Annotated in this window: 21 protein-coding genes and 1 pseudogene; 7 read left to right on the forward strand and 15 right to left on the reverse strand. The window is 62.3% G+C overall.

Features of this window, described 5'->3' with window-relative positions:
- Positions 1–35: 35 nt before the first annotated feature.
- Both clpB and DXD24_RS06570 read right to left on the reverse strand, forming a co-directional pair.
- On the reverse strand, positions 36–2,663 hold the full coding sequence (gene clpB, locus DXD24_RS06565; protein WP_117646414.1) for an ATP-dependent chaperone ClpB: 2,628 nt from the start codon (positions 2,661–2,663) through the stop codon (positions 36–38).
- A gap of 446 nt (positions 2,664–3,109) precedes the next feature.
- The gene (locus tag DXD24_RS06570) at positions 3,110–3,781 is read right to left on the reverse strand and encodes a hypothetical protein (protein ID WP_147326356.1); all 672 of its coding nucleotides are present in this window, start codon (positions 3,779–3,781) and stop codon (positions 3,110–3,112) included.
- A 234-nt stretch (positions 3,782–4,015) separates the two neighbouring features.
- On the opposite strand from DXD24_RS06570, the gene DXD24_RS06575 reads away from it, so the two are divergent.
- Complete coding sequence (locus DXD24_RS06575) at positions 4,016–4,684, forward strand: hypothetical protein (RefSeq protein WP_117646416.1); 669 nt, start codon at positions 4,016–4,018, stop codon at positions 4,682–4,684.
- A 272-nt stretch (positions 4,685–4,956) separates the two neighbouring features.
- Here the strand turns inward: DXD24_RS06575 and DXD24_RS06580 are convergent, their stop codons facing one another.
- From DXD24_RS06580 to dnaK, 5 genes are all read right to left on the reverse strand, one after another.
- Entirely contained in the window at positions 4,957–7,257 is a 2,301-nt protein-coding gene (locus tag DXD24_RS06580) for a hydratase (RefSeq protein WP_117646417.1), read from the reverse strand.
- Positions 7,258–7,545: 288 nt separating this feature from the next.
- Positions 7,546–7,962 (reverse strand): heat shock protein transcriptional repressor HspR, encoded by a 417-nt coding sequence (locus tag DXD24_RS06585; protein ID WP_089573643.1) that lies wholly within the window; start codon positions 7,960–7,962, stop codon positions 7,546–7,548.
- 72 nt (positions 7,963–8,034) lie between these two features.
- Positions 8,035–9,000 carry a DnaJ C-terminal domain-containing protein gene (locus DXD24_RS06590; protein WP_117564550.1) on the reverse strand — a complete coding sequence of 322 codons (966 nt, stop codon included), beginning with the start codon at positions 8,998–9,000 and terminating at the stop codon, positions 8,035–8,037.
- A gap of 107 nt (positions 9,001–9,107) precedes the next feature.
- The gene (locus DXD24_RS06595; protein WP_117564549.1) at positions 9,108–9,950 is read right to left on the reverse strand and encodes a nucleotide exchange factor GrpE; all 843 of its coding nucleotides are present in this window, start codon (positions 9,948–9,950) and stop codon (positions 9,108–9,110) included.
- A 2-nt stretch (positions 9,951–9,952) separates the two neighbouring features.
- Positions 9,953–11,845 (reverse strand): molecular chaperone DnaK, encoded by a 1,893-nt coding sequence (gene dnaK, locus DXD24_RS06600; protein ID WP_117646418.1) that lies wholly within the window; start codon positions 11,843–11,845, stop codon positions 9,953–9,955.
- Positions 11,846–12,503: 658 nt separating this feature from the next.
- Between dnaK and DXD24_RS06605 the strand changes: the two genes are divergently transcribed.
- Positions 12,504–12,689, forward strand: a complete 186-nt coding sequence (locus DXD24_RS06605) for a DUF362 domain-containing protein (protein WP_006235216.1) — start codon at positions 12,504–12,506, stop codon at positions 12,687–12,689.
- A gap of 204 nt (positions 12,690–12,893) precedes the next feature.
- Here the strand turns inward: DXD24_RS06605 and DXD24_RS06610 are convergent, their stop codons facing one another.
- From DXD24_RS06610 to DXD24_RS06635, 7 genes and pseudogenes are all read right to left on the reverse strand, one after another.
- Positions 12,894–13,439 (reverse strand): transcription repressor NadR, encoded by a 546-nt coding sequence (locus DXD24_RS06610; RefSeq protein WP_117646419.1) that lies wholly within the window; start codon positions 13,437–13,439, stop codon positions 12,894–12,896.
- On the reverse strand, positions 13,439–14,299 hold the full coding sequence (nadC, locus tag DXD24_RS10185) for a carboxylating nicotinate-nucleotide diphosphorylase (protein ID WP_117839956.1): 861 nt from the start codon (positions 14,297–14,299) through the stop codon (positions 13,439–13,441). Before nadC ends, DXD24_RS06610 begins: the two co-directional genes overlap by 1 nt.
- Positions 14,300–14,302: 3 nt before the next feature.
- Positions 14,303–15,706: an FAD-binding protein gene (locus DXD24_RS10190; RefSeq protein WP_199407991.1), complete on the reverse strand. Its 1,404-nt coding sequence runs from the start codon at positions 15,704–15,706 to the stop codon at positions 14,303–14,305.
- Between the two features lie 28 nt (positions 15,707–15,734).
- Entirely contained in the window at positions 15,735–16,760 is a 1,026-nt protein-coding gene (gene nadA / locus DXD24_RS06620; RefSeq protein WP_117583639.1) for a quinolinate synthase NadA, read from the reverse strand.
- Positions 16,761–17,754: 994 nt separating this feature from the next.
- On the reverse strand, positions 17,755–18,807 hold the full coding sequence (locus DXD24_RS06630) for an IS3 family transposase (protein WP_158550166.1): 1,053 nt from the start codon (positions 18,805–18,807) through the stop codon (positions 17,755–17,757).
- A pseudogene (locus DXD24_RS10260) lies at positions 18,708–18,935 on the reverse strand (transposase); the annotation flags it as partial. The pseudogene DXD24_RS10260 and the gene DXD24_RS06630, both read right to left, overlap by 100 nt.
- An 82-nt stretch (positions 18,936–19,017) precedes the next feature.
- Positions 19,018–20,124: a hypothetical protein gene (locus DXD24_RS06635; RefSeq protein WP_233502349.1), complete on the reverse strand. Its 1,107-nt coding sequence runs from the start codon at positions 20,122–20,124 to the stop codon at positions 19,018–19,020.
- 103 nt (positions 20,125–20,227) lie between these two features.
- On the opposite strand from DXD24_RS06635, the gene DXD24_RS06640 reads away from it, so the two are divergent.
- A complete protein-coding gene (locus DXD24_RS06640; RefSeq protein WP_158548951.1) occupies positions 20,228–21,382 on the forward strand; it encodes a sensor histidine kinase in 1,155 nt (384 codons plus the stop codon).
- 18 nt (positions 21,383–21,400) lie between these two features.
- On the opposite strand, the gene DXD24_RS06645 is transcribed toward DXD24_RS06640, so the two are convergent.
- The gene (locus DXD24_RS06645) at positions 21,401–21,976 is read right to left on the reverse strand and encodes a hypothetical protein (RefSeq protein WP_117564541.1); all 576 of its coding nucleotides are present in this window, start codon (positions 21,974–21,976) and stop codon (positions 21,401–21,403) included.
- A 136-nt stretch (positions 21,977–22,112) separates the two neighbouring features.
- Here DXD24_RS06645 and trxA point away from each other — a divergent pair, with 136 nt between their 5' ends.
- The 4 genes from trxA to hypF all read left to right on the forward strand — a co-directional run bounded on the left by trxA (position 22,113) and on the right by hypF (position 25,896).
- Positions 22,113–22,433: a thioredoxin gene (trxA, locus tag DXD24_RS06650; protein ID WP_117564566.1), complete on the forward strand. Its 321-nt coding sequence runs from the start codon at positions 22,113–22,115 to the stop codon at positions 22,431–22,433.
- A gap of 221 nt (positions 22,434–22,654) precedes the next feature.
- Complete coding sequence (locus DXD24_RS06655) at positions 22,655–22,903, forward strand: hypothetical protein (protein ID WP_117564540.1); 249 nt, start codon at positions 22,655–22,657, stop codon at positions 22,901–22,903.
- A gap of 1 nt (position 22,904) precedes the next feature.
- Entirely contained in the window at positions 22,905–23,399 is a 495-nt protein-coding gene (gene nikR / locus DXD24_RS06660; RefSeq protein WP_233502350.1) for a nickel-responsive transcriptional regulator NikR, read from the forward strand.
- Positions 23,400–23,457: 58 nt separating this feature from the next.
- Complete coding sequence (gene hypF, locus DXD24_RS06665) at positions 23,458–25,896, forward strand: carbamoyltransferase HypF (protein ID WP_117646422.1); 2,439 nt, start codon at positions 23,458–23,460, stop codon at positions 25,894–25,896.
- The last annotated feature ends 21 nt before the right edge of the window (positions 25,897–25,917 follow it).

Below are 25,917 nucleotides of genomic sequence, written 5' to 3' on the forward strand. Positions count from 1 at the left end.
TGCGATGAGGGGCGGTTTTAAGCCGGCCCCAAAATCTACTCGGCATCGGGAACCTCGTAGGTGGCCGCCGGCGTGTTGTCGCACACGACGGTAAAGCCGCCGTCCTTGTCGACATCGACCGTCACCTGATCACCCTCGCGCACCGTGCCGTCGATGATAGCGGCCGCGATGGCATCCACGACCTCGCGCTGCACCAGACGCTTGAGCGGACGGGCGCCAAAGACCGGGTCCAGGCCGCCCACGGCGAGCATCTGCTTGGCCGCCGGGGTGATGGCAAGCGTCATGCGCTCCTTAGCCAGGCGTGCGCGGACGTCGGCAAGCTGGATGTCGACGATCTTCTCGATCTGCGCCATGCCGAGCGGATGGAACACCACGATATCGTCGATACGGTTGAGGAACTCGGGGCGGAAGGTCTGAGCCATGGCCGCGTCGACCTGATGGCGCATCTCTTCCTCGTCCTTGCCCGAAAGCTCGGCGATAGCCTTGGAGCCCACGTTGCTCGTCATGATGATGATCGTGTTCTTAAAGGACACCTGGCGACCCTGGCCGTCGGTCAGGCGGCCGTCGTCGAGCACCTGCAGCAGCACGTTGAAGACATCCGGATGGGCCTTCTCCATCTCGTCGAGCAAGATCACGGAGTACGGACGACGGCGCACGGCCTCGGTGAGCTGGCCGCCCTCGTCGTAACCCACGTATCCCGGGGGCGCACCGATCAGACGCTGGACGCTGAATTTCTCCATGTACTCGGACATGTCGATACGCACGAGCGCGCGCTCGTCATCGAACAGGCACTCGGCCAGCGCCTTGGCGAGCTCGGTCTTGCCTACACCGGTGGGGCCCAGGAAGAAGAAGCTGCCGATGGGCTTGTCCGGATCGGAGAGGCCCGCACGGCTGCGGCGCACGGCCGCGGCGACAGCGGACACGGCCTCGTCCTGGCCGATGACGCGCTTGTGCAGCTCGCCCTCCAGGCCTTTCAGCTTGTCGAGCTCGCCCTGCATCATCTTGGACACGGGCACGCCGGTCCAGGCGCTCACGACCTCGGCGATCTCGTCGGAGGTCACCTGCTCGTTGAGGCCCTCGCCGTCCTGCTGCTTTTGTGCCTCGAGCGCAGCCTCGGAATCCTGAATCTGCTGCTGCAGACCAGGAATCACGGAGTAGCGCAGCTCGGACGCACGGCCCAAATCTCCGTTGCGCGTCGCGCGCTCCTCTTCGCTCTTGGCCTCGTCGAGCTGGCCTTTGAGCTCCTGCACGTGGTCGATGGCGTTCTTCTGGTTGAGCCAGCCGGCCTTTTGCACGTTGAGCTTTTCTTGGACCTCGGCAATCTCTTGGCGCAGGGCCTCCAGACGCTCCTTGGAGGCGTCGTCGGTCTCCTTCATGAGCGCCTGCTCCTCGATCTGCAGCTGGGTGAGCTGACGCGTGGTGGCATCGATCTCGACCGGCATGCTGTCGAGCTCCATGCGCAGGCGGCTTGCCGCCTCATCGACCAGGTCGATGGCCTTGTCGGGCAGGAAGCGGTCGGCGATGTAGCGATCGGAGAGGTCGGCAGCTGCCACGAGCGCGCTATCGGTGATATGCACGCCGTGGAAGATCTCGTACTTCTCCTTGAGGCCACGCAGGATCGAGATGGTGTCCTCGACGGTAGGCTCGCTCACCATAACGGTCTGGAAACGACGGGCGAGCGCCGCGTCCTTCTCGATGTACTTGCGGTACTCGTCGAGCGTGGTCGCGCCAATCGCATGCAGGTCGCCACGGGCAAGCGCCGGCTTGAGGATGTTGCCGGCGTCCATGGAGCCCTCGGTGGCACCCGCGCCCACGATGGTGTGGAGCTCATCGATGAACAGGATGACCTTGCCTTCCGATTTTTGCACTTCCTTGAGCACGGCCTTCAAGCGGTCCTCGAACTCACCACGGTACTTGGCGCCGGCGACCAGCGCGCTCATGTCAAGCTCGATGAGGTCGCGATCGCGCAGCGTGCTTGGCACGTCGCCGGCCACGATACGCTGGGCGATACCCTCGACGATGGCCGTCTTGCCGACGCCCGGCTCGCCAATGAGCACGGGGTTGTTCTTGGTGCGGCGGGACAGGACCTGGATGGTACGGCGAATCTCATCGGTACGGCCGATGACCGGGTCGAGCTTGCCGGCGCGGGCGAGGTCGCAGATGTTGCGACCGTACTGCTCCAACGCCTCAAACTGGGTCTTGTCCTCGGCAGACGTCACGCGGTCATCGCCACGCAGCTCCTCGTAGACTTGCTCGATACGTTCCTTGGTCACGCCGGCGTCACGCAGAACGCGGCCGGCCTCGCCCTTGTCCTCGGCAAGCGCCATCAGCAGATGCTCGGTCACCACAAAGCTGTCACCCACCTTGGTGGCCTTCTTCTCGGCCTTTTCGATGACGCGGACGAGCTCGTTGGAAAGGCCCATCTGCTGACCCTCGCCCGAAACCTTAGGCGCGTGGTCGATGACATCCTGCGTGGAGCGTGCGAGCTGAGCCGGGTCGGCACCGATGCGCTCGATGATCACGGAGATATTGCGCTCGCCGGCACCGAGCAAGGCGGACAGCAGGTGAATCGGCTCCACCGCGCCGGCCTGCGCATCGGCAGCCGTGCTCATGGCGGTCTGCAGCGCCTCGCGCGACGTCATTGCTAGCTTATCGATTCTCATGGAATCACCTCTCTTGGGGCGGCCGCCCTACGGGGCGGCTTCACGTTGTTCGAGAAGTATTGTTGCCAGCTTTGCGCGATCTTATACACAAATCTAAGTCTCTATATATAAGATTTTCTGAGTGATTGATGGATAGGGTACTGAGATGTCAGCCCGCCGCTGCCCAGGCGCACTACCGTCTCGATCTGTAACATCTAGCAGCCATTTTTGATCCTAGATGTTACAGATCAAGATGAAATGACCAGCGGCAACCGTTTGTCTCAATCTGTAACATCTACTCGGCAAATTAGGGTCTAACTGTTACAAATCGAGACGAACGAAGACACCTGAGTCGAAAATCTAAATCTGTAACACCAGGCCCACTTTTAGCGGCCAAGATGTTACAGATCGAGACAAACCGAGAACTACTACAAAGGGGACGGGTACCTTTGTGGTAGTCGCGGTCTCTACTCCTTCGCCGAACCCGTACTTCCCGATTCGACGGTCCAGGGCATCTCATCCTCGAACAGCCATGTACGGGCAGACCCACTATCGCGTGCAGTCTGCGGGTCAGGCAAGCAGGTCTGTTTATAGGCATCTTGGATACACTGACCCATAAAATCGTTGAGCTCGGTCTGGTCGCCCTCCATGACATAGGCGACATCGCCGTCCATGATGTAGATGCCCGGACCCTCATTGCCCTCGTAGCCCGGATCGTACGAGACATCACATAACTTTGCGCCGTTTGCAGTGTCCAGCTCGATGGAAGAGTGGCATCCGCCAACCATGTCGTTCGCTTTTGCCCGATAGGACGCATATCCGTACCAACGCTTAAATGTTTTGCCCTTGAGTAGCTCGGACGCCCTATCGATCAGGCTTGTATCCGTGGTATAGCGCATGGCCCCAAGCTGAATACGCGGATAATTGCTAATACCCAGCACAGCCGGCTGCTCATCAAAATCAACGGTAATGGTCTCGGGCTTGTCGTCGCCGGTCAGAAGTTCGACAGATTGAGTCACAGGCTTGACCACCGGCTCCGTCACCGCAGCAGGTAGAAACGCCATGCCGACAGTGCCCATGCCAACCACGGTAATCGCAAGCGCCAAAACAATCAATCCAATACGGGCAGGACTTCTCACAGCAAAGCACCTCGCAACGCAAACCTTCGCTACCTGCACTAATGATATCGCCAGCCAGCATTATTACCAAAAGAAGCCGCGCGCTCCTCACCACCACAAAGGGGACAGGCGCCTTTGTGGTGGTTCTCGGTTTCGACGGCCAGCTGTCGCACGTTATGAGATTAAAATTGACTTGTTAGCTGAGACTATTCATTTGTCATCGAGCTTGCCTGCACTTAGTCTCGAGGAGCGCATATGAAGCCGCCTCATTCCACCGGTCGCAACGTCATCGCCATTCTCGCCATACCCATCGTGATGCTCTTCCTTATCGTCATCACGCCCTTTTCCCTTGGTATCACCTCGCCCTTCGATTTATGCGGAATGGTCGACGCCGGCTCGCGTGCCACCTCGCTCTCCTTTATCTGTCGCGGCGTGTTCTACGAAGACGCAATTCCCACCGGAATTTGGCAGTCAAAGTTGCCACTGCTCGGTCAGATCGACGGATGCTCCCCCTATTTCTGCCTTGGACCTCAGGCGCTAAACCATCTAATCGACGACCAGCCACTCGACTCCATCACCCTCGCCTACGACTACGCACCAAACACCGATGAGCGCCACATGAACCAAGTCCTCGACAAGATGCTTGGACAGTGCGGGCTCACCGAGGAGGCCGGTCGAACCATCTATAGCAACCAGAAATTAAAGCGAACAGAACTCCGCCGTGTCGGAAAAATCAAAGGGCGAAACGGGGCCGCCTACTGGGATGCCTGGGCAACACGCGACAAGGGCGAATTCGGACACAGCACCTATATGGTCACTGTCTACACCAAAGATGGAATCAAGGACGATGTTGACGATTTCACGTCATCCAAACTCGGCATCCCCAAAACAACCAAACCCGCCAACCCGGATGAAATCCTGTAGGGACATTTATTGAACTGTCCCTCAACGAGCGCGGCAATATCGAGCTCGCCCCACCACCACAAAGGCGCCTGTCCCCTTTGTGGCGGTTTTCGACAAAAAGAAGCCGCCCCAATAAAAAGGGGCGGCATCAAGCAGGTCCATTTATTAGCGTCCCTCAAGACCCAACGAGAACGCAAAAATGTAGCCCGGGGCTTACCCTTTCCCGAACGCGACCCTCGCGAAGCGCGTGAGCGAGCGGGAAAGGGTAAGCCCCGGGCGGACAATTAAGTGCGTTACTCGGCAGCGGCCTTGAACTTGTTGTAGTTGATCAGGCAGCCGGCCTTGACGATGGCACGCTCCTCGGCCGTCATATCGGCAATGTAGAGCTCAATCTGCTCGACCGCACCATCGGCGTGCACCACGTAGGCAGCGATGTTCTTCAGGTCGCCATCGAGCGCGGCACGGATACCCGGCACAAAGACGTAATCGCCCACCTCAAAGTTGGGCTCAGCCTCCATCTGGAAGGGCACCATGCCCCAGTTCATCACGTTGGAGCGATAGCGCTTGGTGGCGTACTCGTGGACGATGTTGGCCAGGCCGCCAATTACGCGCTGGCAGCTCGCGGCCTGCTCGCGGGCGCTGCCGTCGCCAGGCTTCTTGGCGTAAATCATGGAACCGAACTCGGTCGCCTTGGCATCGGCCGCGACACCCGCGCCGGCCAGCGCCTCAAACACACCGGCAAGCTCGGCATCGAGCGCCGCCAGGTCGCCCGCGGACTCGCCGGAAACGCGACGCTTCTCCACAGCGTCGACCTCCTTGGAGCGACCCACGTAGGCCGGGTCGCGGCGGCTGAGCGTAAACTCAGCCAGGCCCAGCGGATTGGAGCGGAAGGAGCTCGTCTCGCCCGAGGGAATGAGCTCGTCGGTCGTGGTGACCGGGTCCATGATCTTGGAGCACACCTTGAGCAGGATATCGGCGCCGAGCGGCTCCATCGCGGGCCACGGCTTGATGTTGGGGCCCTCAACCAGCTCGTCGGCAGGCTCCGCCTTGCCAAAGCCCCAGTACACACGCTTTTTGTACGGTGCGTCATCAAAGGTGTACTCGCAGGCCTCGTCCCAAGTCTCCTCGGGCAGGTCGGTCGCCGGCGTCAGAACGCCGCCGTTGGCAGCCGTCGCCGCAATGGAGCGGGCGTCCATCAGGGCCACGGCGCTCAGCTGGCCATTGCCCGGCTTGGAACCCTCGCGGTTGGGGAAGTTGCGCGTGGTGTGGCGAATGGACAGGCCGTTGTTGGCGGGCGTGTCGCCGGCGCCGAAGCACGGGCCGCAGAACGCCGTGCGCACGATCGCGCCGGCCTCCATGAGGTCGTAGATATAGCCGCGACGTGTAAGCTCGAGTGCCACGGGCTGGCTCGTGGGATAGACCGACAGCGAGAACTCGCCGCAGCCGGTGTTGGCGCCCTTGAGCACGCGGGCAGCCTGGACCACGGAGTCGTAGTTGCCGCCCGAGCAGCCGGCGATAACGCCCTGCTGCACGTGCAGCTTTCCGTCGACGATTTTGTCGAGCAGACTAAAGTGTGTCTTGCCCTCGCCGATCTTGGCGGCCTCGAGCTCGACCTCGTGCAGGATGTCCTCGAGGTTCTCGTTGAGTTCGTCGATCTCAAAGCCGTTGGAAGGATGGAACGGCAGCGCGATCATGGGCTTGACGCTCGACAGGTCGACCTCGACGCAGCCGTCATAGTAGGCGACATCGGCGGGCTTGAGCTCGCGGTAGTCGTCACCGCGGCCGTGCATGGTCAAAAACGCGTGTGTGTCCTCGTCGGTAGCCCAGATGCTCGACAGGCAGGTGGTCTCGGTGGTCATGACGTCAACGCCGTTGCGGTAATCGGTCGTCATGCTCGAGATTCCGGGGCCCACAAACTCCATGACCTTGTTCTTGACGTAGCCCTTGGCAAAGACGGCGCGAATGATGGCGAGCGCCACATCGTGCGGGCCGACGCCGGGGCGCGGGGCGCCCGTGAGGTAGATGGCCACGACGCCGGGATAGGCGACATCGTAGGTGTCGCGCAGCAGCTGCTTTGCCAACTCGCCGCCGCCCTCGCCCACGGCCATGGTACCCAGGGCACCATAGCGGGTGTGCGAGTCGGAACCCAGGATCATCTTGCCGCAGCCGGCGAAGTTCTCACGCATAAAGGAGTGGATGACGGCGATGTGCGGCGGAACGAAGATGCCGCCGTACTTCTTGGCCGCGGAAAGGCCAAAGACGTGATCGTCCTCGTTGATGGTGCCGCCCACGGCGCACAGCGAGTTATGGCAGTTGGTGAGCACGTAGGGCAGCGGAAACTGCTCCATGCCCGAGGCGCGCGCCGTCTGGATGATGCCGACAAAGGTGATGTCGTGGCTCGCCATAGCGTCGAAGCGAATCTTGAGCGCCTCGGGATCTCCGGACGTATTGTGTGCCTGGAGGATCGAATACGCGATGGTGCCGCGCTTAGCATCCTCGGGCGTCTGCGTAATACCGCGCTCGGCAGCCTCGGCCGCAGGCACAACCTCGCTGCCGCCGCACAGGTAAATGCCGTCCTCGTACAGCTTGACCATACTGTCTCCCACTCTGCCCAAAAGATTTGGGCGCATAGCATACATTCGTTCAATATCGTGCCATAGAACGGTTGCGAGTGGGTTACGAATCTCTGCGTTCACTTTATCTCAGTAAAGCAGAGGACGAGTTAGGTCCTGGGGAGGCAGACTTAGACGCTCAAATGACGAGAGTGGATAATCTCCCACTTTGAGCCTGCAAACAGGCAAAAAACGGGAGATTATCCACTCTCATTCTGCAGGTACTCATTTAAGTCTGCCCCCAATGAGTGCCCGGCAGCGTCGGCGGAGCTATAGGTCGCTACCCGTACCTAGCAGCTTGCGCATGACTTGCTCGGGGTTGACCGAGCCGTCGCGCGGGGCCAGGGCGGTGATCTTCTTCTGCATCTTGTACTCGTGCAGCTCGTCCTCGAGCTGGCGCACGCGTGCGCGGAGTTTTTCGTTCTCGCGCTCGCGCTCCTCGGCACGCTCCTTCATATCGAGGATGCGCACCACGCCGGCAAGGTTGATGCCCTCGTCAGTCAGCTGGTTGATGAGCTCCAGGCGCTCGATATCGGCACGCGAATACAGACGCGTGTTGCCGCCCGAGCGCTGGGGGTTCACCAGGCCCTTGGACTCGTAGACGCGCAGAGTCTGCGGATGCATGCCGGTCAACTCGGCCGCCACGCTGATCATGTACAGCGGTTTATTCCTATTGTCCTCGGCCATGCTACCTGACCCCTTTCCGTCTCGTTATCGTCCATCATAAGCCCGCGGGCGTGGGCGTGCGCCGCGACCGCCCTAGTACGTCGCCTTGTAACGATTGACCTTCTCGCGATAGTCGCGCGTGTCGGCCTCGCGCAGCTTGGCCATGGCATCGCGCTCGTCATCGGATAGGTTCGTGGGGACCTGCACCTTGATCTCGACGAGCAGCGCGCCCGTACGGCCACGGTGTTTAACGTCGGGCGCTCCCATCTCCTTAAAGCGGAACTTCTTGCCCGTCTGGGTGCCCGCCGGCACCTTCAGACGAACCGTCGCGCCGCCGGGTGTGGGCACATCCACCGTGCAGCCGAGCGCCGCCTCGTAAACCGAGATCGGTACCTCCATGGTCACATCGGCACCTTTACGCTTAAACAGCGGATGCTCCTCCACGTGCGTGGTCACGACCAGGTCACCGCGCTCGCCGCCGGCAACGCCATACTCGCCGCGACGCTTGTAGCGCAGCTTGCCGCCATCCACGGCGCCCGCAGGCACCGAGACCGTAATGGTCTGCTGCTCGCCCGTCGAGGGAATGCGGTAGGTGACCTTGTGCGTCACGCCGCGGAACGCGTCCTCGGCCGTCACGTCGACAGTCAGCGACAGGTCGCCGCCCTTGCGAGCACGGCTGCGGCCCGCGCCGGCACCGGCAGCACCCGCAGCCCCGGCAAAGCCCGAGCCCCAATCGCTGCCCCAGGCGCCGTTGCCGCTAAAGATGCTGTCGAAGATATCGCCCCAGCCGCTCGCACCGGCGCCGGCACCGTAGCCGCCGCCATACGCGCCGCCCGCGCCCGGCATGCCGCCGAACATGAGCATCTGGTCGTACTCTTTGCGCTTCTTCTCGTCCGAAAGCGTCTCGTAAGCCTCGCTAATCTCCTTGAACTTGGCCTCGTCGCCGCCGGCATCGGGGTGGTATTTTTGCGCGAGCTTGCGAAACGCGCTCTTGATCTCTTTGTCGGAGGCGCTCTTGGATACGCCCAGGATGTCATAGAAGGTTTTGCCTGCAGCCATCGTAGCTCCTCTCCTGTTTCATCCACCGCTCAACGGGCGGCGGCTCATACTGTCATATGGCACTAGGCCAGAAAGGGCCCCGGGTGTTGCCCCGGGGCCCTTCTCAATTACTCCTCGGTGCTCTCGGCCGTATCGGCCGTAGCATCCTCGGGCGCCGCTTCGGGCTCCGGTGCGGGGCGTTTCTCGCCACCGTAGGTCACCGTCACCATCGCGGAGCGCAGGATGCGATCCGCCATGCGGTAGCCCTTCTGGTACACGTCGTTGACGGTCTCGTCGTACTGCGATGCGTCCTCGACACGCCCCACGGCCTGGTGCTCGAGCGGATCGAACGCCTCGCCCTTGGGGTCGATGGGCTCAACGCCCTCGTGCGCAAACACATCGAGCAGCTTGGCATGCACCGCATCAACGCCATCGACGAACTGCTTAAAGTCGTCGGAAAGCTCCTGGCTACGGGCATGGTCGATTGCACGCTCGATATCGTCAACCACCGGCAACAGCGCGGTGACAAGCTTCTCGGTCGCGCGCTCGCGCTCGGCGATACGCTCGCTGGCGGTGCGGCGACGGAAGTTCTCCCAGTCGGCCTGCAGACGGGCGGTACGCTCGGTGGCGTCCTTTGCCTTGTCCTCGGCGGCCTTCTGAGCCTCTGCCGCAGCATCGAGCTCGCTGCGTACGTCGGCAAGCTCCTTTTGGGCCTGCTCGAACTTGAGCTTAAAGTCGTTGTCGGCGGCTTCCTCACCGGCGCGGATAGCGGCTTCCACCATCTCGTCCTCGGTCATCGTCGCCTCCTTGTTGGAATCCTCTACCTGGTTCTCGGCAGCCTCGGCGGCCTCGGCCTCGTTGGCCTCGGTATCGTCGACGGCCTCTACGGGAATCTTCACGTCCTTCTCCTCAGAGTCAACGGGGGCGGCGCCAGCGGCGGCCGCCTCCGTGCGAGCTTTACGGGCGGACATGATTACTTGTCCTCGTCGTCCACAACCTCGTAGTCGGCGTCGACAACGTCATCGTCGGCAGGCTGGGCACCGGCGGCGCCGTCGGTCTGCTGCTGAGCGTCGGCGTAGACAACCTGAGCCAGCTCGTAGGCTACGGACTGCAGGGATTCGCCAGCGGCCTTGATGGCCTCGACGTCAGAGCCCTCGAGCGCCTTCTTGGCGTCGGCGATAGCGGCCTCGGCCTTGGACTTCACATCGGCGGAAACCTTGTCGCCCAGCTCGTTGAGGGTCTGCTCGGTGGAGTAGCACAGGCTGTCGGTCTGGTTGCGGACCTCGACCTCTTCCTTCTGCTTCTTGTCCTCCTCGGCATGAGCCTCGGCGTCCTTGACCATGCGATCGACTTCGTCGTCGGAAAGCGCGGTGGAGCCGGAAATGGTGATCTGCTGCTCCTTGCCGGTGCCCTTGTCCTTAGCAGAGACCTTGACGATGCCGTTGGCGTCGATGTCGAAGGTGACCTCGATCTGCGGCACACCGCGGCGGGCAGCCGGGATACCGGTCAGCTGGAACTTACCGAGCGACTTGTTATCGCGGGCAAGCTCGCGCTCGCCCTGGAGCACGTTGATCTCGACGCTGGTCTGGTTGTCGGCAGCGGTGGAGTAGACCTCGGTCTTGGAGGTCGGGATCGTGGTGTTGCGGTCGATCATCTTGGTCATGATGCCGCCCATGGTCTCGACGCCCAGCGACAGCGGGGTAACGTCGAGCAGCAGGATGCCCTCGACGTCGCCGGTGAGCACGCCGCCCTGGACGGCAGCGCCGTCGGCAACGACCTCGTCGGGGTTCACGGACATGTTGGGCTGCTTGCCGGTCATGGTCTTGACCAGATCCTGGACGGCGGGCATACGGGTGGAGCCGCCGACGAGGATGACCTCGGTCAGATCGGAGAGCTTAAGCTTGGCGTCGCGCAGGGCGTTGGTGACAGGCTGCTTGCAGCGCTCGAGCAGGTCGCGGGTGATCTTCTCGAACTCGGCGCGGGTCAGCGTGTAGTTGAGGTGCAGCGGGCCAGACTGGTTCATGGTGATGAACGGCAGGTTGATGGTGGACTGCTGGGCTGCGGAGAGCTCCTTCTTGGCGTTCTCGGCGGCCTCCTTCAGACGCTGCAGGGCCATGGGGTCCTGACGCAGGTCGACACCGTTCTCCTGCTGGAACTTATCGGCCATCCAGTCGATGACGCGCTGATCCCAGTCGTCGCCGCCCAGGTGGTTGTCGCCCGAGGTGGACAGAACCTCAAACACGCCGTCAGCGAGGTCGAGGATGGAGACGTCGAAGGTGCCGCCGCCCAGGTCGAAGACCAGGATGCGCTGGTCGGAGCCCTGCTTGTCCAGGCCATAGGCCAGAGCAGCAGCGGTCGGCTCGTTGACGATACGCTTGACGTTGAGGCCGGCGATCTTACCGGCGTCCTTGGTGGCCTGACGCTGGGCGTCGTTGAAGTAGGCCGGGACGGTGATGACGGCGTCGGTGACGGTCTCGCCCAGGTACTTCTCAGCGTCGGCCTTCATCTTTGCGAGCACCATGGCGCTCACCTGCTCGGCGGTGTAATCCTTGCCCTCGATGTCGACGACGGCACGGCCGCCCTGGCCCTCCTTGACCTCATACGGCACGGTCTTGAGCTCGGAGGTGCACTCGGAGTACTTGCGGCCCATGAAGCGCTTGATGGAGAACACGGTGTTCTTGGGGTTGGTGACAGCCTGGTTCTTAGCGGCCTTACCCACGACGCGGTCGCCGTCGGCACGGAAGCCCACGACGGACGGGGTGGTGCGGTCGCCCTCGGCGTTCACGATGATGGTCGGAGAACCGCCCTCGAGGACGGCCATTGCGGAGTTAGTAGTACCAAGGTCGATACCAAGAATCTTGCCCATTAGAAATTCCCTCTCTCTTTTGCGTTCGCGCCGCCTCGACGATCTGTCGCGCGGCGCTTCGGCTTGTCTTTCAGGATGTAGTGTATCCCCTTATGGGCCGGAATATACAAAATCTAAGTCAATTCATATAAGATTTCTTATTGTTGAGAGTTTAGGTTCTTAAATGCGCAGGTAGATGCGCTGAATGAGTTCTCGGCAAATCTATTGAGATCTATGTAGAGATGGCTGAGGTTTGCGTCCGGGGGTGCCTGGGGGCCGTCTTGCGGCAAGCGCATCCCGGTTTGAGCGTGGATTCCGGGTCGCAGTTTCCGTCTGAAGGCTCAACCGGAAACCGTATCCCGTTTTGAGAGCTGATACCGGGTCGCAGTTTCCGCTAGCGGGCCCAACCGGAAACTGCGACCCGGTTTTCGGCCAAATAACGGGATGCCCTTTCCGCAGGCGCGCTCAATAGGTCAATATTACAAGTCACCTATAGCTAACATTTGCGCAGCTCAACGGCCCCACCTGCGCGTTTTTTAGTAAACCTTGGCATACTCGGCGAACGGTATGAAGATGCCGGCCAGAGGGTATTGCAAACGGTCGCTCCCGTGGTATGTTTTTGCCCGAATCAAACCGACGCGCATCGCCTGTAGCGTCGGTCAACAGAGAGGAAACTACCATGGCTCATCCCGTAATTGATGCCGACGAGTGCATCGCTTGTGGCGTTTGCGTCGACTCCTGCCCCGCTGGCGTTCTGGAGCTCCAGGACGTCGCTACCGTCGCCGACGAGGACTCCTGCGTCGCCTGTGGCGCTTGCCAGGACGCTTGCCCCGCTGGCGCGATCACCGAGATCGTCGAGGAGTAACAACTCCCCCACTTGCACACTCAAAAGTACACCGTGCACAAAAAAGGAGGCTTCCGCATCGCCGCGGAGGCCTCCTTTTGTTTGTACAGGCAGCTAATTGGGGACGGGGCTACCTTGGCAGTTGCGGTGGAATAGTTCCTGGCTCATTGCTTAGGTGCCGATTGTAGGAACTATTTCACCGCAACTTATAAAGACAGTATCGGGTTAGGACAAATCATCCTCGTAGGGCATTAAATCGGCAAGGTAGCCTTTCTCCTTGAGTATGGCCTCGATCTCGTCGAGGGTCTGCTCGTCTTCCGCCGCGATGCGATGGAAGTGGTAGCCGCTCGTCACCGTCAGCAGCGGGAAGCTCTTGCCGCTGGCGATGCCCTCTAGGTAGCGCTCGACATCGCGGCGGTTGCGGATGTCCAGGTCGGCCGTGATCTTGCCGTACACGCGGTGATTGACGATCACGTTGAGCACGGCGCCACCGGCGTCGACGATACTCGTGAGCTCATCGCCTGCCTGCTCCACGCTGTGGCGAACCTTGACCAAGCGCGTGGGCACGGCGGGGCTGCTGGGGGCCTCCTGCAGCACGTAGCCGCGGTTGGTCGCCACGATATCGTGCCCATCGGCACGCAACAGGGCAATATCCTGAACCACGACCTGACGGCTCACGCCAACCTCGCGGGCAAGTGCGCTGCCCGAAACGGGCTCCTTGGCTCCTTCGAGCACGCCCATGATGGCACGGCGACGCTCGCGGGCGTTCATTATTTACCGTCCAGCAGACGCAGGTGCTTAAGCGAGAGGTCGAGGATCGGCGCAGAGTGCGTCAGGGCGCCCGAGCTAATATAGTCGACACCCAGATCGGCCAGGGCGCGAATGTTGCTGGCGTCCACGTTGCCCGAGCACTCGGTCTTGGCGCGACCGGCGATAAGCTCGATGGCGGCGGCCATGTCGTCATGGGTCATGTTGTCGAGCATGATAATGTCGGCACCGGCCTCCACGGCTTCGCGCACCATGTCCAGGTTCTCGCACTCAATCTCAACTGTCGTGGTAAACGACGCATGGGCGCGCGCCATCTCGATCGCGCGCGTCACGCCACCGGCGGCATCGATATGGTTGTCCTTGAGCATGACGGCCGTCGACAGGTTGTAGCGGTGGTTGCTGCCGCCGCCAATCTCAACCGCCGCCTTCTCAAACACGCGCATGCCCGGCGTGGTCTTGCGCGTGTCGACGAGCACGGTCTTGGTTCCCTCGAGCGCCGCGGCCATGCTGTGCGTGTAGGTAGCGATGCCGCTCATGCGCTGCAGGTAGTTGAGCGCCACGCGCTCACCCGAAAGCAGCACGCGCGCATCGCCGCGCACCTGACCCACATGGTCGCCGGCGTGCACCTCGTCGCCATCGGCAACGTCGAGCAGCACCGAGCTCTGCGAATCCAGCAGCTCAAAGGTACGGGCAAACACATCCAAGCCGGCGATGATGCCGTCGGCCTTGGCGATAAGCTCCACCGTGGCGGGACGCGCCGTGGGGCACACGCTCGCCGTGCTCACGTCCTCAAACGTAATGTCCTCGCGCAGAGCCTGCAAAATCAGATCATCGACGACGAGCTTCATGGTAATGGGATTCATGGTCTACTCCTCTGCGGCCTGCGTGCCGGCGGCACGGGCCAAATCATCGATTGCAAGGGTATCGGAACTCAGGGCGCGATGGCGTCCATCGAGCGCGGGCTCGCCCGCCTGCTCCACGGCCAGCGACTCGCCGGTGCGCATGTACCACGCGGCGCGACGACCCCAGACCAGCGCCTCGAGCAGACTATTTGATGCAAGGCGATTCTTGCCGTGAACGCCGTTGCAAGCCGTCTCGCCCGCGGCGTAGAGCTCGGGCATCGAAGTGCGGCCGTCCTTATCGACCCATACGCCGCCCATAAAGTAGTGCTGCGTGGGCGTAACGGGGATGGGCTCGTCCAAGATGTCGCGGCCGTCCTCAAGGCAGCGCGCGCGAATGTTGGCAAAGTGCCCAGTCACCACGTCGCGCTCGACGGGGGCAAAGCTCAGCCACTCGTGCTCGGTGCCGTCCTGCTTCATCTGCTCGCGGATGGCGGCAGCGACAACGTCGCGCGGCTGCAACTCGTCGGTAAAACGCTCGCCGGCGGCATTGAGCAGAATCGCGCCCTCACCGCGGCAGCTCTCGCTGATCAGGAACGTACGGCCTGGCTGCGGCGAGAACAGGCCCGTGGGATGGATCTGCACGTAGTCCAGGTGCTCCATCTTAATGCCGTGCTCCTGCGCGATGTAGCAGGCGTCGCCCGTGAGCTGCGGGTAGTTGGTCGAATGGTCGTATACGCCACCGATGCCGCCCGTCGCCCACAGCGTATGGCGGGCATGGATCTTAAACGGCTTACCGACATGCACGCCCTCAGCGGCATTTGCCAGCTCGTCGGCGGGGCGAGCTGAATCGTCCTCGTCCACGGCAACAGCGACGACACCAGTGCACACCGTGGCCCCATCGCGCTCGGCCGTCAGGATGTCGGTCATGGCAACGTGTTCGAGAATCTGCACGTTGTCCAGCTTGCGGACGGCCTGAAGCAGCTTGGTCGTAATCTCCTTGCCCGTAATGTCGGCATGGAAGGCAATGCGCGGACGGCTGTGCGCGCCCTCGCGGGTAAAGTCGAGGCCGCCATCGGCCTTGCGCTCAAAATCCACGCCCATCGCTAGCAGGTCGTTGATGACCGAGCGGCTCGAGCGGATCATGATGTCGACGCTCTCGCGGCGGTTCTCGTAATGGCCGGCGTGCATGGTGTCCTCAAAGAAGGCATCGTAGTCCGAGCCCTCGGGCAGCACGCAGATGCCGCCCTGCGCGAGCATCGAATCGCACTCGTCGACCGCGCCCTTGGAGAGCATGATCACGCGCGTACTCGTCGGCAGGTTGAGCGCCGCGTACAGGCCCGCCACGCCGCAGCCGGCAATGACGACGTCGCACTCCATATCGGGGTATTGCTTGGTTTCCACAGGAATCCTCTCCCTTGAATGTGACATAAGGAACCGTCCATCATGCCACATTGTTCTAGCGTGCTGCGTACTCGAGCATGCGGTCGAGCGTGAGCTTGGCCTGGTCTGCCGCCTCGTCCGAGACGCCGATCTGCACCTCGCCCTCGCCCGTCTCCAGGCAGCGCACGAGCTTTTCGAGCGTGATGAGGTCCATGTTGACGCAGGTGGGCTGCACCGCGGGGAAGTAGAACTTCTTGCCGGTGCCCTGGCAGCGGCGCTCGAGCTCGTAGAGCACGCCGCGAACCGTCACGATAATGAACTCGCTCGCGTCGGACTCCTCGGCATACTTGATGATGCCGGCGGTGGAGCCGATGTAGTCGGCCTCGGCCAGGACGTCGGCCTTGCACTCGGGGTGCGCCAGCACGAGCGCGTCGGGGTGGGCCTCCGTCGCGTCGACGATCTGCTCGACGGTGATGATGTGATGGCGCGGGCAGTAGCCGTTGTTGAGAATGACGTGCTTTTGCGGCACCTGCTCGGCTACGAAGCGGCCGAGGTTTTGGTCGGGAATGAACAGGATATGCTGCTGCGGCAGCTCGGACACGATCTTGACGGCGTTGGAGCTGGTGACGCACACGTCGCTCCAGCTCTTGATCTCGACCGTGGAGTTGACGTAGCAGACCACGGCCAGGTCGTCGCCGTACTCGGCGCGCGCCGCGTCGACCGTCTCGCGCTTGACCATATGAGCCATGGGGCAGTCCGCGCCCGGCTCGGGCAGCAGCACGGTCTTGGTGGGGTTGAGCAGCTTGGCGCTCTCGCCCATAAACTCCACGCCGCACAGCACGATGGTCTGCTGCGGCAGGCTCTTGGCGAGCTTAGCCAGGTAGAAGCTGTCGCCGACGTAATCGGCCACAGCCTGGACCTCGGGCGCCACGTAATAGTGCGCCAGGATCACCGCGTCGCGCTGGGTTTTAAGTTGCTGAATGGCCTCGACGAGCTCTGCGGGCACCAATGCCGCGCGCTCCGTTGCCGTCGTTGCCGATGCCAGGCCGGCCGCAATGTCGCGTGCAAGCTCCGACGCATCCATGTTCGCGCTCTGTGCCATCAAGGCCCCTCTCTTTTGGCGAATCTTGGGGCTTTAGTATGACACCTAGGTTTACAGCTGACAAGACAGCTGTAAACCTAGGTGTAAAGTTGGAATAAAGATTCAATCTTGGAGCGGGTCCGTTTTCGAACTAGCAAGCTGAGGATAGTCGAAAATGGATCCGCCCCAAGATTCGAGCAGCCCGTTTTGTCCTGGACCAAGGGGCAGTGGTCAAAAAAGGCCAAATATGAGTACTGTCACCAAATTAGTAGCAGCGATTTTCCGGTCCAGATCAGCAAAATCGCCTTGTTTGGAGCCCGATCGTGACTCTGACGGACGAAAATCGATGCGCTTTTGGCCGCTGGCACCGATTTTGGAGGCCATTTGGCTGCCACTAAACTGGTAACAGTACTCATATTTGGCCTTTTTTGACCACCGGGCTTCCGGCAGACCCCAAAAGCGGGCCCGAATCGCTCGATTCGGACCCGCTGGGGGTAGCGAGCACAATCGAGGTGTAAGAAGCAAGAGAGGGCCATCGCCTAGAATCGTCAGCGCCTAGATATTCAACGAGAGGAAAGACAATGGTCCGCAGCGACATGCTACCCCAGCCGGACCGGGGGCTCGGCCTCGACCGGCCCCAGACCGAGGCATTTCACCGACGAGTTCAAGAGGAAGATAGTCGATCTCCACAACGCCGGAAAGCCCAGGCGCGAGGCCATGGACGAGTGCGACCTCGACAAGAGCACCGTGGAGAGGCGGGTCAAGTCGATAAACGAGACCGGCTCGCCGCGCGCCGCGGACAACCGCACGCCCGAGCAGAACCGGATCCTGGAGCTCGAGCGCGAGAACCGCAGGCTCCGGATGGAGGTCGATGTCTTAAGACGAGCGGCGCCAGCATACGCTCGGAAGTCAGGGCCATGGCGGCCAACGGGGGGCCGCTGCCCCATATCGGCGCAGCGCTGGCATCGAGGCCTTCTGACCTGTGTCAAGATTTCGGACACGCAAGCTCGAGGAATCAAGCGGCCATAGGCATGGCCTCGGGCTTGGGCTCGGTTCTCTCGAAGAAGGCCGCCATGGCCTCGGCCGGCACCTTGTAGCCGATCGTCGAGCGGGGCCTTCGGCGGTTGTAGTACGCCTCGATGAACTCGACCACCGCGTGCTTGGCGGAATCCCTGGTCGGGAAGCTGCGCCTGTAGTACATCTCGTTCTTCAGCGTGGCGAGGAACGACTCGGCCACCGCGTTGTCGTGGCAGTTGCCGGTGCGGCTGCAGGACAGCCGCACGTCGTTGTCGCGCGCCCATTCGGCCAGAAGCCTGCTGGTGTACTGGGCGCCGCGGTCGGCGTGGAATATCGCGTTGTCGGCCACGTAGCCGCGCGATTTGGCCGACGCCAGCGCCGAAACCACGATGTCGGCGGTCATGCGCTCGGAGAGCGACCAGCCCACCACCATGCGGGTGTTGAGGTCGATGACCGTCGACAGGTACAGCCATCCCTCGCCGGTGCGCAGGTAGGTGATGTCGCCCACGAGCTTGTAGGTTGGAACGGGACTGGTGAAGTCGCGGCGCACCAGGTCGGGCCGGGGCCTGGCCTTCGGGTCGGGGATGGTGGTGCGCTTCCTGGCGTTGGGCGTGCAGCCGCGTATTCCCAGCTCGCGCATCAGCTTGCGCACCCTGTACAGGGTCAATCCGGAGAACTCGCCGGGCAGGAAGCATTTCACGAACCGGAAGCCGAACCTGCGGTCCGACTCCAGCCACACGCGCCGGACCGCCTCGCGCTCGGCCGACCAGTCTTCTCGCGGGCAGCCGTTGGAGAGCCACGAGTAGAAGCCCGATCGGCTCACGCCGAGCACGCGGGCCATCATTTTCACCGGGAATTCGGCCTTCTCCGCCAACATCATCCGGTAGCATGCGGCTACGCCTGGCTTTTGGCGAAGAAGGCCGCGGCTTTTTTCAAGAAGGCGTTCTCCATCTCGAGCTCGCGTATGCGCCTTTTCGCCTCGCGAAGCTCGCGGTCCTCGGCCTTGGGGTCGGGCCCGCCGGCAAGCTCGCGCCGGCGGCTCTGCACCCACTTGTTCACGGTCTTGGAATTCAGGCCCAGTTCTGCGCAGCATTCCGTTATCGGCCTGCCCGTCGAGATGATGTAGTCGGCGGTCTCGCGCCTGAACTCGTCGGTGTACTTGGCGGCTGGGTTGGACATAGCATACCGTCCTCTCGGTCGTCGATGAATGCATTCTAAAGGATTGGGCCTCTAGCATGCGTGTCCGAAAAGACGATACAGGTCAGACAACCCAATCAGACGTCGTCTCGAGCACGTCCTCTGCACGGTCGAGCGTGCTTCTGGCCTTGGCACCCTGTTTGAACCACGAGCGCAGGTCCTCGAGCGTGCTGCCCGCTGCGTACACCTTGATTTTGCGACCGCCTTTCGTGGTCACCGTGCAACGGTCGCCGCTCTCGCTATCCTCGTGCGCCGTGACCTTCTTGAGATAATCGCGGCGGAACGCCACGACGCGGGCGTTGCTGATCTCGATGAACCAATCGTCGTCGACAAGCGAGGTGCCCGTGGCACCTCGGCTCGCCATCTCCTCGGCGAAGGAGAAACCGAGTTCGCGCTCCTGTCTGCCGATCTCGTAGATACCACGGGCGGGCATGCTGAGCATGAGCAGAGGCAGGAGTCCCCCTATGAACAGGAAGAGGCATGGGACGAGCAGGAGCAGACGAGCACCGGCGTCGGTGAAAACAGCCATGAAGGCGATCACGAGCGAGAAGACGAGCGCCATACCGTTGAAAACAACCGTCAACGGCTTGATGGCAGACCAACACAGACCCGCCTTGGTCATCGGGCCGTCAACAGCGTCCGAGACCTCGATGCCCTCTTCCTCCAGACGGGCGAGGAGGTTGAGCGAGCACACCCCCTCGAGGCTTATCGAGCAGAACTTCCGGTCGCCCTCGAACAGGTCGATCCTCATCATCTGCGTGTGAAGCGTTGCACGGGTGATGTTGCCAAACGTCGTCTCCTTGCGGATGCCGAAGGCGTTACGCGAGAGAATTCGCTCACCGTCCACGTCGATGCGCGGGATGCTCAGCAGGGCCCAGATGGCCATGCCCGCGAGCGCCATGGCGTGACCGAACCACACAAGTTCGTGGTCCCACTCGCCCAACGAGACGCCCTGCCAGACGTAGACACCCAGCATGAGCAGTTCGAACGCGACGGCGCAGCAGGCGATGATCGTGCGAATGGCAGCGGGCATGCGCACCGTGAAGCGATCGAGGCTGTCCGTCGCCTCACTGCGCTCGCGCGCGCCGCGACGGGCGACCCATGCAGTGAGCGGACCGACGATGAACACCACCATCGCCACGCGCAGGAACGATTCGAGTATGTCGCCCATATTAACCACCATCCCAATAGAAAACGTGAATTTGGGAGACTATAGCAGAGCGAAGCGATCTGCACGGCATCGTCCGGGTGTTTTCGGCATACGGTGGAAGCTGGTGGGGGTCGGCGCCGTAACCGGATGCGCATTCGGCCTCGCCAATGCCGTCGGCGGCGAGCTTTTCGCCCGACAGGCCTATCCACTCGTCGTGTATCTGCCGCTTGTCGTCTACCTGTGCGTACGCTATCGCCTGAGTCCGCTGCTCGCCATCCTGGGCGTTACCAGTGCCTACCTGAGCTGCCAGTTTAGCAACTGGATGGGCATCGCCGCATTCGCTGCCACCGATTCGCAAATCGCATATTACGCGGCGCGCATCATCACGACGCTCGGCGTCTTTGCGATCTTGCTGCATTGGGCCAGAGACATCGGTCCGCGCCTGGCGGCCAAAAGCCCCACCGAGTTGGAGATTCTGCTCATCCTGCCGCTCGTCTACTACATCTTCGACTACGCCACCAACGTCTATACCACGCTCTTCCACTCGGGCTCGGTAGTAACCGTTGAGTTTTTGGCGTTCGCCCTCTGCGCGTTCTACCTTATGTTTCTTGCCGTCTACCTTCGCGAATACGAGGCAAAGGAAATCGCCGAGCGCGAGCGCTGGATGCTCGCGACCCGCGACAGCGCGGCCATCAAAGAGCTCGAAGCCTGGCGCCAGTCCGGACGCGAGCTCTCGGTTCTCCGTCACGACATGCGCCACTACCTGCGCGGTCTAGCGGCCCTGATCGAAGAGGGTCACACCGATGAGGCACTCGAGCGCATCGACGCGCTCTGCGAGACCAACGACCGCACCGCCGTGCGCCGCTACTGCGCCAACGAAACGGTCAACATTGCGCTCTCGTCGCTTTCCGCGGACATCAACGCGCACGGCATCACCGCCGACCTGCACGCCGCCGTGCCCGAAACCGTCCACGTGGGCGATGTCGATCTATTCAGTGTGGTATCGAACGCCCTGGACAATGCCATCGCCGCGGCGAGCGCCGCCCCCGAAGGCAAGCGGTTTGTCGACCTGGACCTTCGCTACGAAGACGGTCAGCTTCTATTGCTGGTTTCCAACACGTTTGGCCGTGCGCCGCACATGGTCGACGGCATGCCCGTGGCTCAGCACACTGGGCACGGCTTTGGCACCAAGAGCATTATGCTTGCCGTCGAGCGCATGAACGGCAACTGCCAGTTCCGCATTAACGGCGACCGGTTTGAGCTGCGCGCCGTGATGTAGGGGCTGCCGCCAACCTCGCTACAGCGGTGCAGCCGCCGGGGTCAGCTGCTTAATGTAGGCCCACATGCGCTGCTTGGCGGCCTTGTCGGTGAGCGCCGCCTCAAAACCGTCGAGCGCCAGCACGCGGCGCCCCTGCACATGGGCGACCAGGCCGGGCTTGAGCATGGCGGTGTCAAAGTCATCAATTGCCACAAGCATATCGGCATAGGTCTCGCGCATGACATCGGCCGCACTGTTGTCCAGCAGCAGCACCGCCTCGGGGTCCAAGGTCTCCAGCGCCTCGCGGAACAGGTCGCACGTCAGGGCCTCGCCCGCCGCGACCGCTCCGTCGCCCGCGCCGGCGACGCTTGCCAGCACACAAAAATCCTCGGGGGCATATCCGATGGCACCGAGCGCCTTGCGCAACGCGGCGCCATCCGCGCCGGCGGCCAGCTCGCCGCCCGAGCACTCGGCTTCATCCAAATCGCCTTTGACCAGCACAATCGGCGAGCACGCGTTGCCCGCGATACGCACACCGCGATCTGCAAGCGACGCGAGCTCCTGCTCGGTCGCCTGAGCGATGGCTTCTTTTTTCTGGCTTTGTGACGTGGGCATGCGCTCTCCAATCGTTTGCGTGCCCACCATTATATAAAAGAGCCGCCCGCGAGTGGTTGCTTTGCGGGCCGCTGGGTATAAGCACGGTCGTACTGAGTTTTACGCGGCCGAGCCGCGTCGTATTATGGAGGTCACCATGGCTGACATTAAGCAGATTACCCCCGAGAACTTCGGCGCTGTCGTCAACGATAGCCTGCCCGTACTGGTTGATTTTTGGGCCCCGTGGTGCGGCCCCTGCCGCTCGCTCTCGCCCATCGTAGACGAGGTTGCCGACGAGCTGGCCGGCAAGTTGGCTGTGGCCAAGTGCAACGTCGACGACAACCAGGACCTGGCCATGAAGTATGGCGTCATGAGCATCCCCACGCTGATTGTGTTTAAGAACGGCGAGGAGATCGACCGCTCGGTCGGCGCTCTGCCCAAGGCGAGGCTGCAGGCGCTGCTGGAGAAGCATCTGTAATACGCTTGTTACTTACCCGCCGTCCATGAGCGGTTTTGTACCGCTCGCCGGACTGCCGGGTGCGGCGCGTGCGACCACGGATAGTATGGTAGTCACAAACAGCCCCCAGTGAACGGGTGCGAGTCGCACAGACTCGCACCCGTTTTCTTATGCAGTGGCGCGCAGAGCGGGCGTAGTAAAATCTGAACCGCCGGATTACCGCCTACACAAGGAGATTTCCCATGCATGATGTTGGAATGAACATGAGCCAGCTTGCCATGAGCGTCAAGCAGGTCGACGACACCATTGAGCTCGCTCACGAGTGGAGCCATCAGCTGCTGCACGCGACCGAGAACTTTGACATGGAGCGCATTGGCGCCAAGCTCGAGGCCGCCATGTCTGCGCTGCACGAGGCGCACGATGCGCTCGAGGGCTACGAGGAGGCCATCGAGGCAGATCACAACTCCGTCGGCTCTGTGAAACTGGTGTAACGTGGCCGAGCACGAGCACACGCACGATCACGGTGTGGACGACGATGCGAGCTGCCGCTGCAGCGGCTCCAGCTCCGAGCTGGTCCGCTTTTCGGTCACCGCGCCCGACGACCTGCTGCGCCGCTTTGACGAGCAGATCGCGCGCCGCGGTGACGTGGCCAACCGATCCGAGGCCGTACGCGATCTGATTCGCGCCTCGATCGCTAAGCAGCAGATGCGCACGCCCGACGAGCAGGTCATCGGTTCGCTCACCATGATCTATGACCACCATACCGGCGATCTGACGCGCCGTCTGGACGAGGTGCAGCACGACTACACCGACGAGATCGTCTCGACCATGCACGTGCATCTGGACCACCACAACTGCCTGGAGATTCTGGCGCTCAAGGGTCGCGGCGAGCGTGTCTACGAGCTGGCCGACCGGTTGCTGGGGCTGCGCGGCGTTAAGCACGGCGAGCTCACGTGCGCCGCCACCAAGCAGAGCCTGGGGCTGTAGCGGGATTTCCCACAGCGCACCTGCCATAAAGGGACAGGTTTCAACGAAGGAAGGTCGCATGCGGCATGTGCATATTCATGTAACGGGCATTGTGCAGGGCGTTGGCATGCGGCCATTTGTGTATCGCGAGGCTATGGCGCATGGCATTTGCGGCTGGGTGCTCAACGCGGGCGATGGCGTGCACATCGAGGCGCATGCTTCAGTCGAGGCACTCGACGGCTTTGTCGCCGCGCTGTCGGAGCACGCGCCTGCCGCGGCCCGCGTTGAGCATGTCGCTGTTGCAGACCTGGAGCCCGACGCTTGGGATGCCGACGATGAGCAGGTCTTTCGTATTGTAGCGTCGCAGGATCAGACCGTGCACACGACGCTCATCTCTCCCGATATCGCCACCTGTGACGACTGCCTGCACGAACTGTTCGACCCCACCGACCGACGCTATCACTACCCCTTTATCAACTGCACCAACTGTGGGCCGCGCTTTACCATCATCCGATCGCTGCCTTATGACCGAGCGGCCACGTCGATGGATTGCTTTCCTATGTGCCCCGAGTGCGCCGCAGAGTATGGCGACCCGCTTGACCGGCGCTTTCATGCGCAGCCCGATGCCTGCTATGACTGCGGGCCACATATTACCTGGCGCGAGGCGGCGGGCGACATGGGGCTCGAGGGCTCGGGGGCGATGCCGGCCGTCGGCAGCACGCGCGAAACCAGCGATGCCATTATTGACCGCTGTGTCGAGCTGCTGGCCAGCGGCGGTATTGTCGCCATCAAGGGGCTGGGCGGATTCCATATGGCCTGCAACGCCGCCAATGAGCAGGCGGTGGTCGAGCTGCGCCGTCGCAAGCGCCGCAGCAACAAGCCGCTTGCCGTTATGGTGCGCAGCCTTGCCGATACTGAACGCCTGTGCCATGTCGATGATGCCGAGCGCGACTTACTGGCCGGCAGCATCCGCCCCATTGTGCTGCTGCGCCGCCGTGTTGTTGGCGAGGGAGATTCCCCCGACGGCCTTACACTCGCGCCATCCGTCGCGCACGATCTACCCGAGCTCGGCGTCATGCTCCCCTATACACCGCTTCAGCATCTGCTGCTTGCAGCTGCCTCGTCGCATGGCATGCACGCGCTGGTCATGACCAGCGGAAACCTGAGCGAGGAACCTATCGAGACCGACGATGCCCTTGCATGGGAACATCTTGTTGCCGCCGGCATCGCCGACGCGCTACTTGGCAACGACCGTGCGATTCTCTCACGCTACGACGACTCCGTGGTACGTGTGGTCGACGGCACCGTCATGCCTGTGCGTCGCGCACGCGGATATGCGCCGCAACCGTTGTCGCTGCCGGCGCTCGACGGCACTGCACCCTGCGTGCTCGCCTGCGGGCCGCAGCAAAAAGCCACGATCGCGCTCACGCGCGAGGACGCCGACGGCCATGTGGCCTGTTTTGTGTCGCAGCATATCGGCGATGTCGAAAACGGCGCGACCTTCGATGCCTGGAGCGCCGCCCGCGCACGTCTAGAAAACCTCTTTGACCTGACGCCTGCCGCCCTGGCATGCGACATGCATCCCAGCTATCTGTCGAGCCAGTGGGCGCGTGAGCGGGCACGGGAGCACAGTCTGCCGCTAATCGAAATCCAACATCATCATGCGCACATCGCGAGCGTAATGGCAGAGGCGATTGTCGCTGGCCGGCTTGCGCCCGATGCGCGCGTCCTCGGTATTGCCTTCGATGGTACGGGTGCCGGCACCGACGGCACCATATGGGGCGGTGAGTTTCTTATCGCCGGCCTTGCCGATTTTGAACGCGCCGCGCACCTGCGCACCTGGGCGCTCCCCGGCGGGGCGGCCTCCGTGCGCGACGCCCGCCGCAACGCCTTTGCCCTGCTCAGTGAGCTCGGTCTGCTCGAGCACCCAGGCGCCGCTCGGCTTTTGGGCAGCCTCGACGAGCAAACGCGCAGCGTGACAGCCACCATGATCGAGCACGGCATCAACAGCCCGCGCACCAGCAGCATGGGGCGTCTCTTTGATGCCGCGGCAGCAATTCTGGGCATCTGCGACAAGGCAACCTACGAGGGCGAGCCCGCCATAGAACTCGAAGCCGCCGCCTGGCGCGCGCTCGGCGGTAAGACCGTTCGTCTCGACGACAATCACACAGGCGTATTCACGTCTGCCGACGACTCCCCCATCTTGGACCCCCAACCGCTCATCGAAGCTCTTCTGAATGGAATCGAGGCAGGCGCGCCGGCCGACAGGCTCGCCCTCGGGTTTCACATCGCCATTACGCACGCTACGACCCACATCGCACGCGAAATCTGCGCGCGCGAAGGCATCGATACCGTCGCGCTCTCGGGCGGTGTGTTCATGAACCGGCTTTTGCTTCAGCTCCTTACCCACGAACTCAAAGACGCCGGTCTTGCCGTCTTGGTCCCCCACGCTGTACCCGCCAACGACGGCTGCATCGCCTACGGTCAGGCCGCCATCGCTCGCGCTCGCCTCGCGTAGACGGCGTTGCGATAGGCTGTT

This window comes from Collinsella sp. TF12-2AT (genome assembly GCF_003436735.1).
GTDB lineage: Bacteria > Actinomycetota > Coriobacteriia > Coriobacteriales > Coriobacteriaceae > Collinsella.

Excerpts from the sequence above, each read along its gene's own strand:
- clpB (WP_117646414.1), bottom strand. The coding sequence starts at position 2,663 with ATGAGAATCGATAAGCTAGCAATGACGTCGCGCGAGGCGCTGCAGACC.
- DXD24_RS06575 (WP_117646416.1), top strand. The coding sequence starts at position 4,016 with ATGAAGCCGCCTCATTCCACCGGTCGCAACGTCATCGCCATTCTCGCC.
- DXD24_RS06580 (WP_117646417.1), bottom strand. The coding sequence starts at position 7,257 with ATGGTCAAGCTGTACGAGGACGGCATTTACCTGTGCGGCGGCAGCGAG.
- DXD24_RS06585 (WP_089573643.1), bottom strand. The coding sequence starts at position 7,962 with ATGGCCGAGGACAATAGGAATAAACCGCTGTACATGATCAGCGTGGCG.
- DXD24_RS06590 (WP_117564550.1), bottom strand. The coding sequence starts at position 9,000 with ATGGCTGCAGGCAAAACCTTCTATGACATCCTGGGCGTATCCAAGAGC.
- DXD24_RS06595 (WP_117564549.1), bottom strand. The coding sequence starts at position 9,950 with ATGTCCGCCCGTAAAGCTCGCACGGAGGCGGCCGCCGCTGGCGCCGCC.
- dnaK (WP_117646418.1), bottom strand. The coding sequence starts at position 11,845 with ATGGGCAAGATTCTTGGTATCGACCTTGGTACTACTAACTCCGCAATG.
- DXD24_RS06605 (WP_006235216.1), top strand. The coding sequence starts at position 12,504 with ATGGCTCATCCCGTAATTGATGCCGACGAGTGCATCGCTTGTGGCGTT.
- DXD24_RS06610 (WP_117646419.1), bottom strand. The coding sequence starts at position 13,439 with ATGAACGCCCGCGAGCGTCGCCGTGCCATCATGGGCGTGCTCGAAGGA.
- nadC (WP_117839956.1), bottom strand. The coding sequence starts at position 14,299 with ATGAATCCCATTACCATGAAGCTCGTCGTCGATGATCTGATTTTGCAG.
- DXD24_RS10190 (WP_199407991.1), bottom strand. The coding sequence starts at position 15,706 with ATGTCACATTCAAGGGAGAGGATTCCTGTGGAAACCAAGCAATACCCC.
- nadA (WP_117583639.1), bottom strand. The coding sequence starts at position 16,760 with ATGGCACAGAGCGCGAACATGGATGCGTCGGAGCTTGCACGCGACATT.
- DXD24_RS06635 (WP_233502349.1), bottom strand. The coding sequence starts at position 20,124 with ATGGGCGACATACTCGAATCGTTCCTGCGCGTGGCGATGGTGGTGTTC.
- DXD24_RS06645 (WP_117564541.1), bottom strand. The coding sequence starts at position 21,976 with ATGCCCACGTCACAAAGCCAGAAAAAAGAAGCCATCGCTCAGGCGACC.
- trxA (WP_117564566.1), top strand. The coding sequence starts at position 22,113 with ATGGCTGACATTAAGCAGATTACCCCCGAGAACTTCGGCGCTGTCGTC.
- DXD24_RS06655 (WP_117564540.1), top strand. The coding sequence starts at position 22,655 with ATGCATGATGTTGGAATGAACATGAGCCAGCTTGCCATGAGCGTCAAG.
- hypF (WP_117646422.1), top strand. The coding sequence starts at position 23,458 with ATGCGGCATGTGCATATTCATGTAACGGGCATTGTGCAGGGCGTTGGC.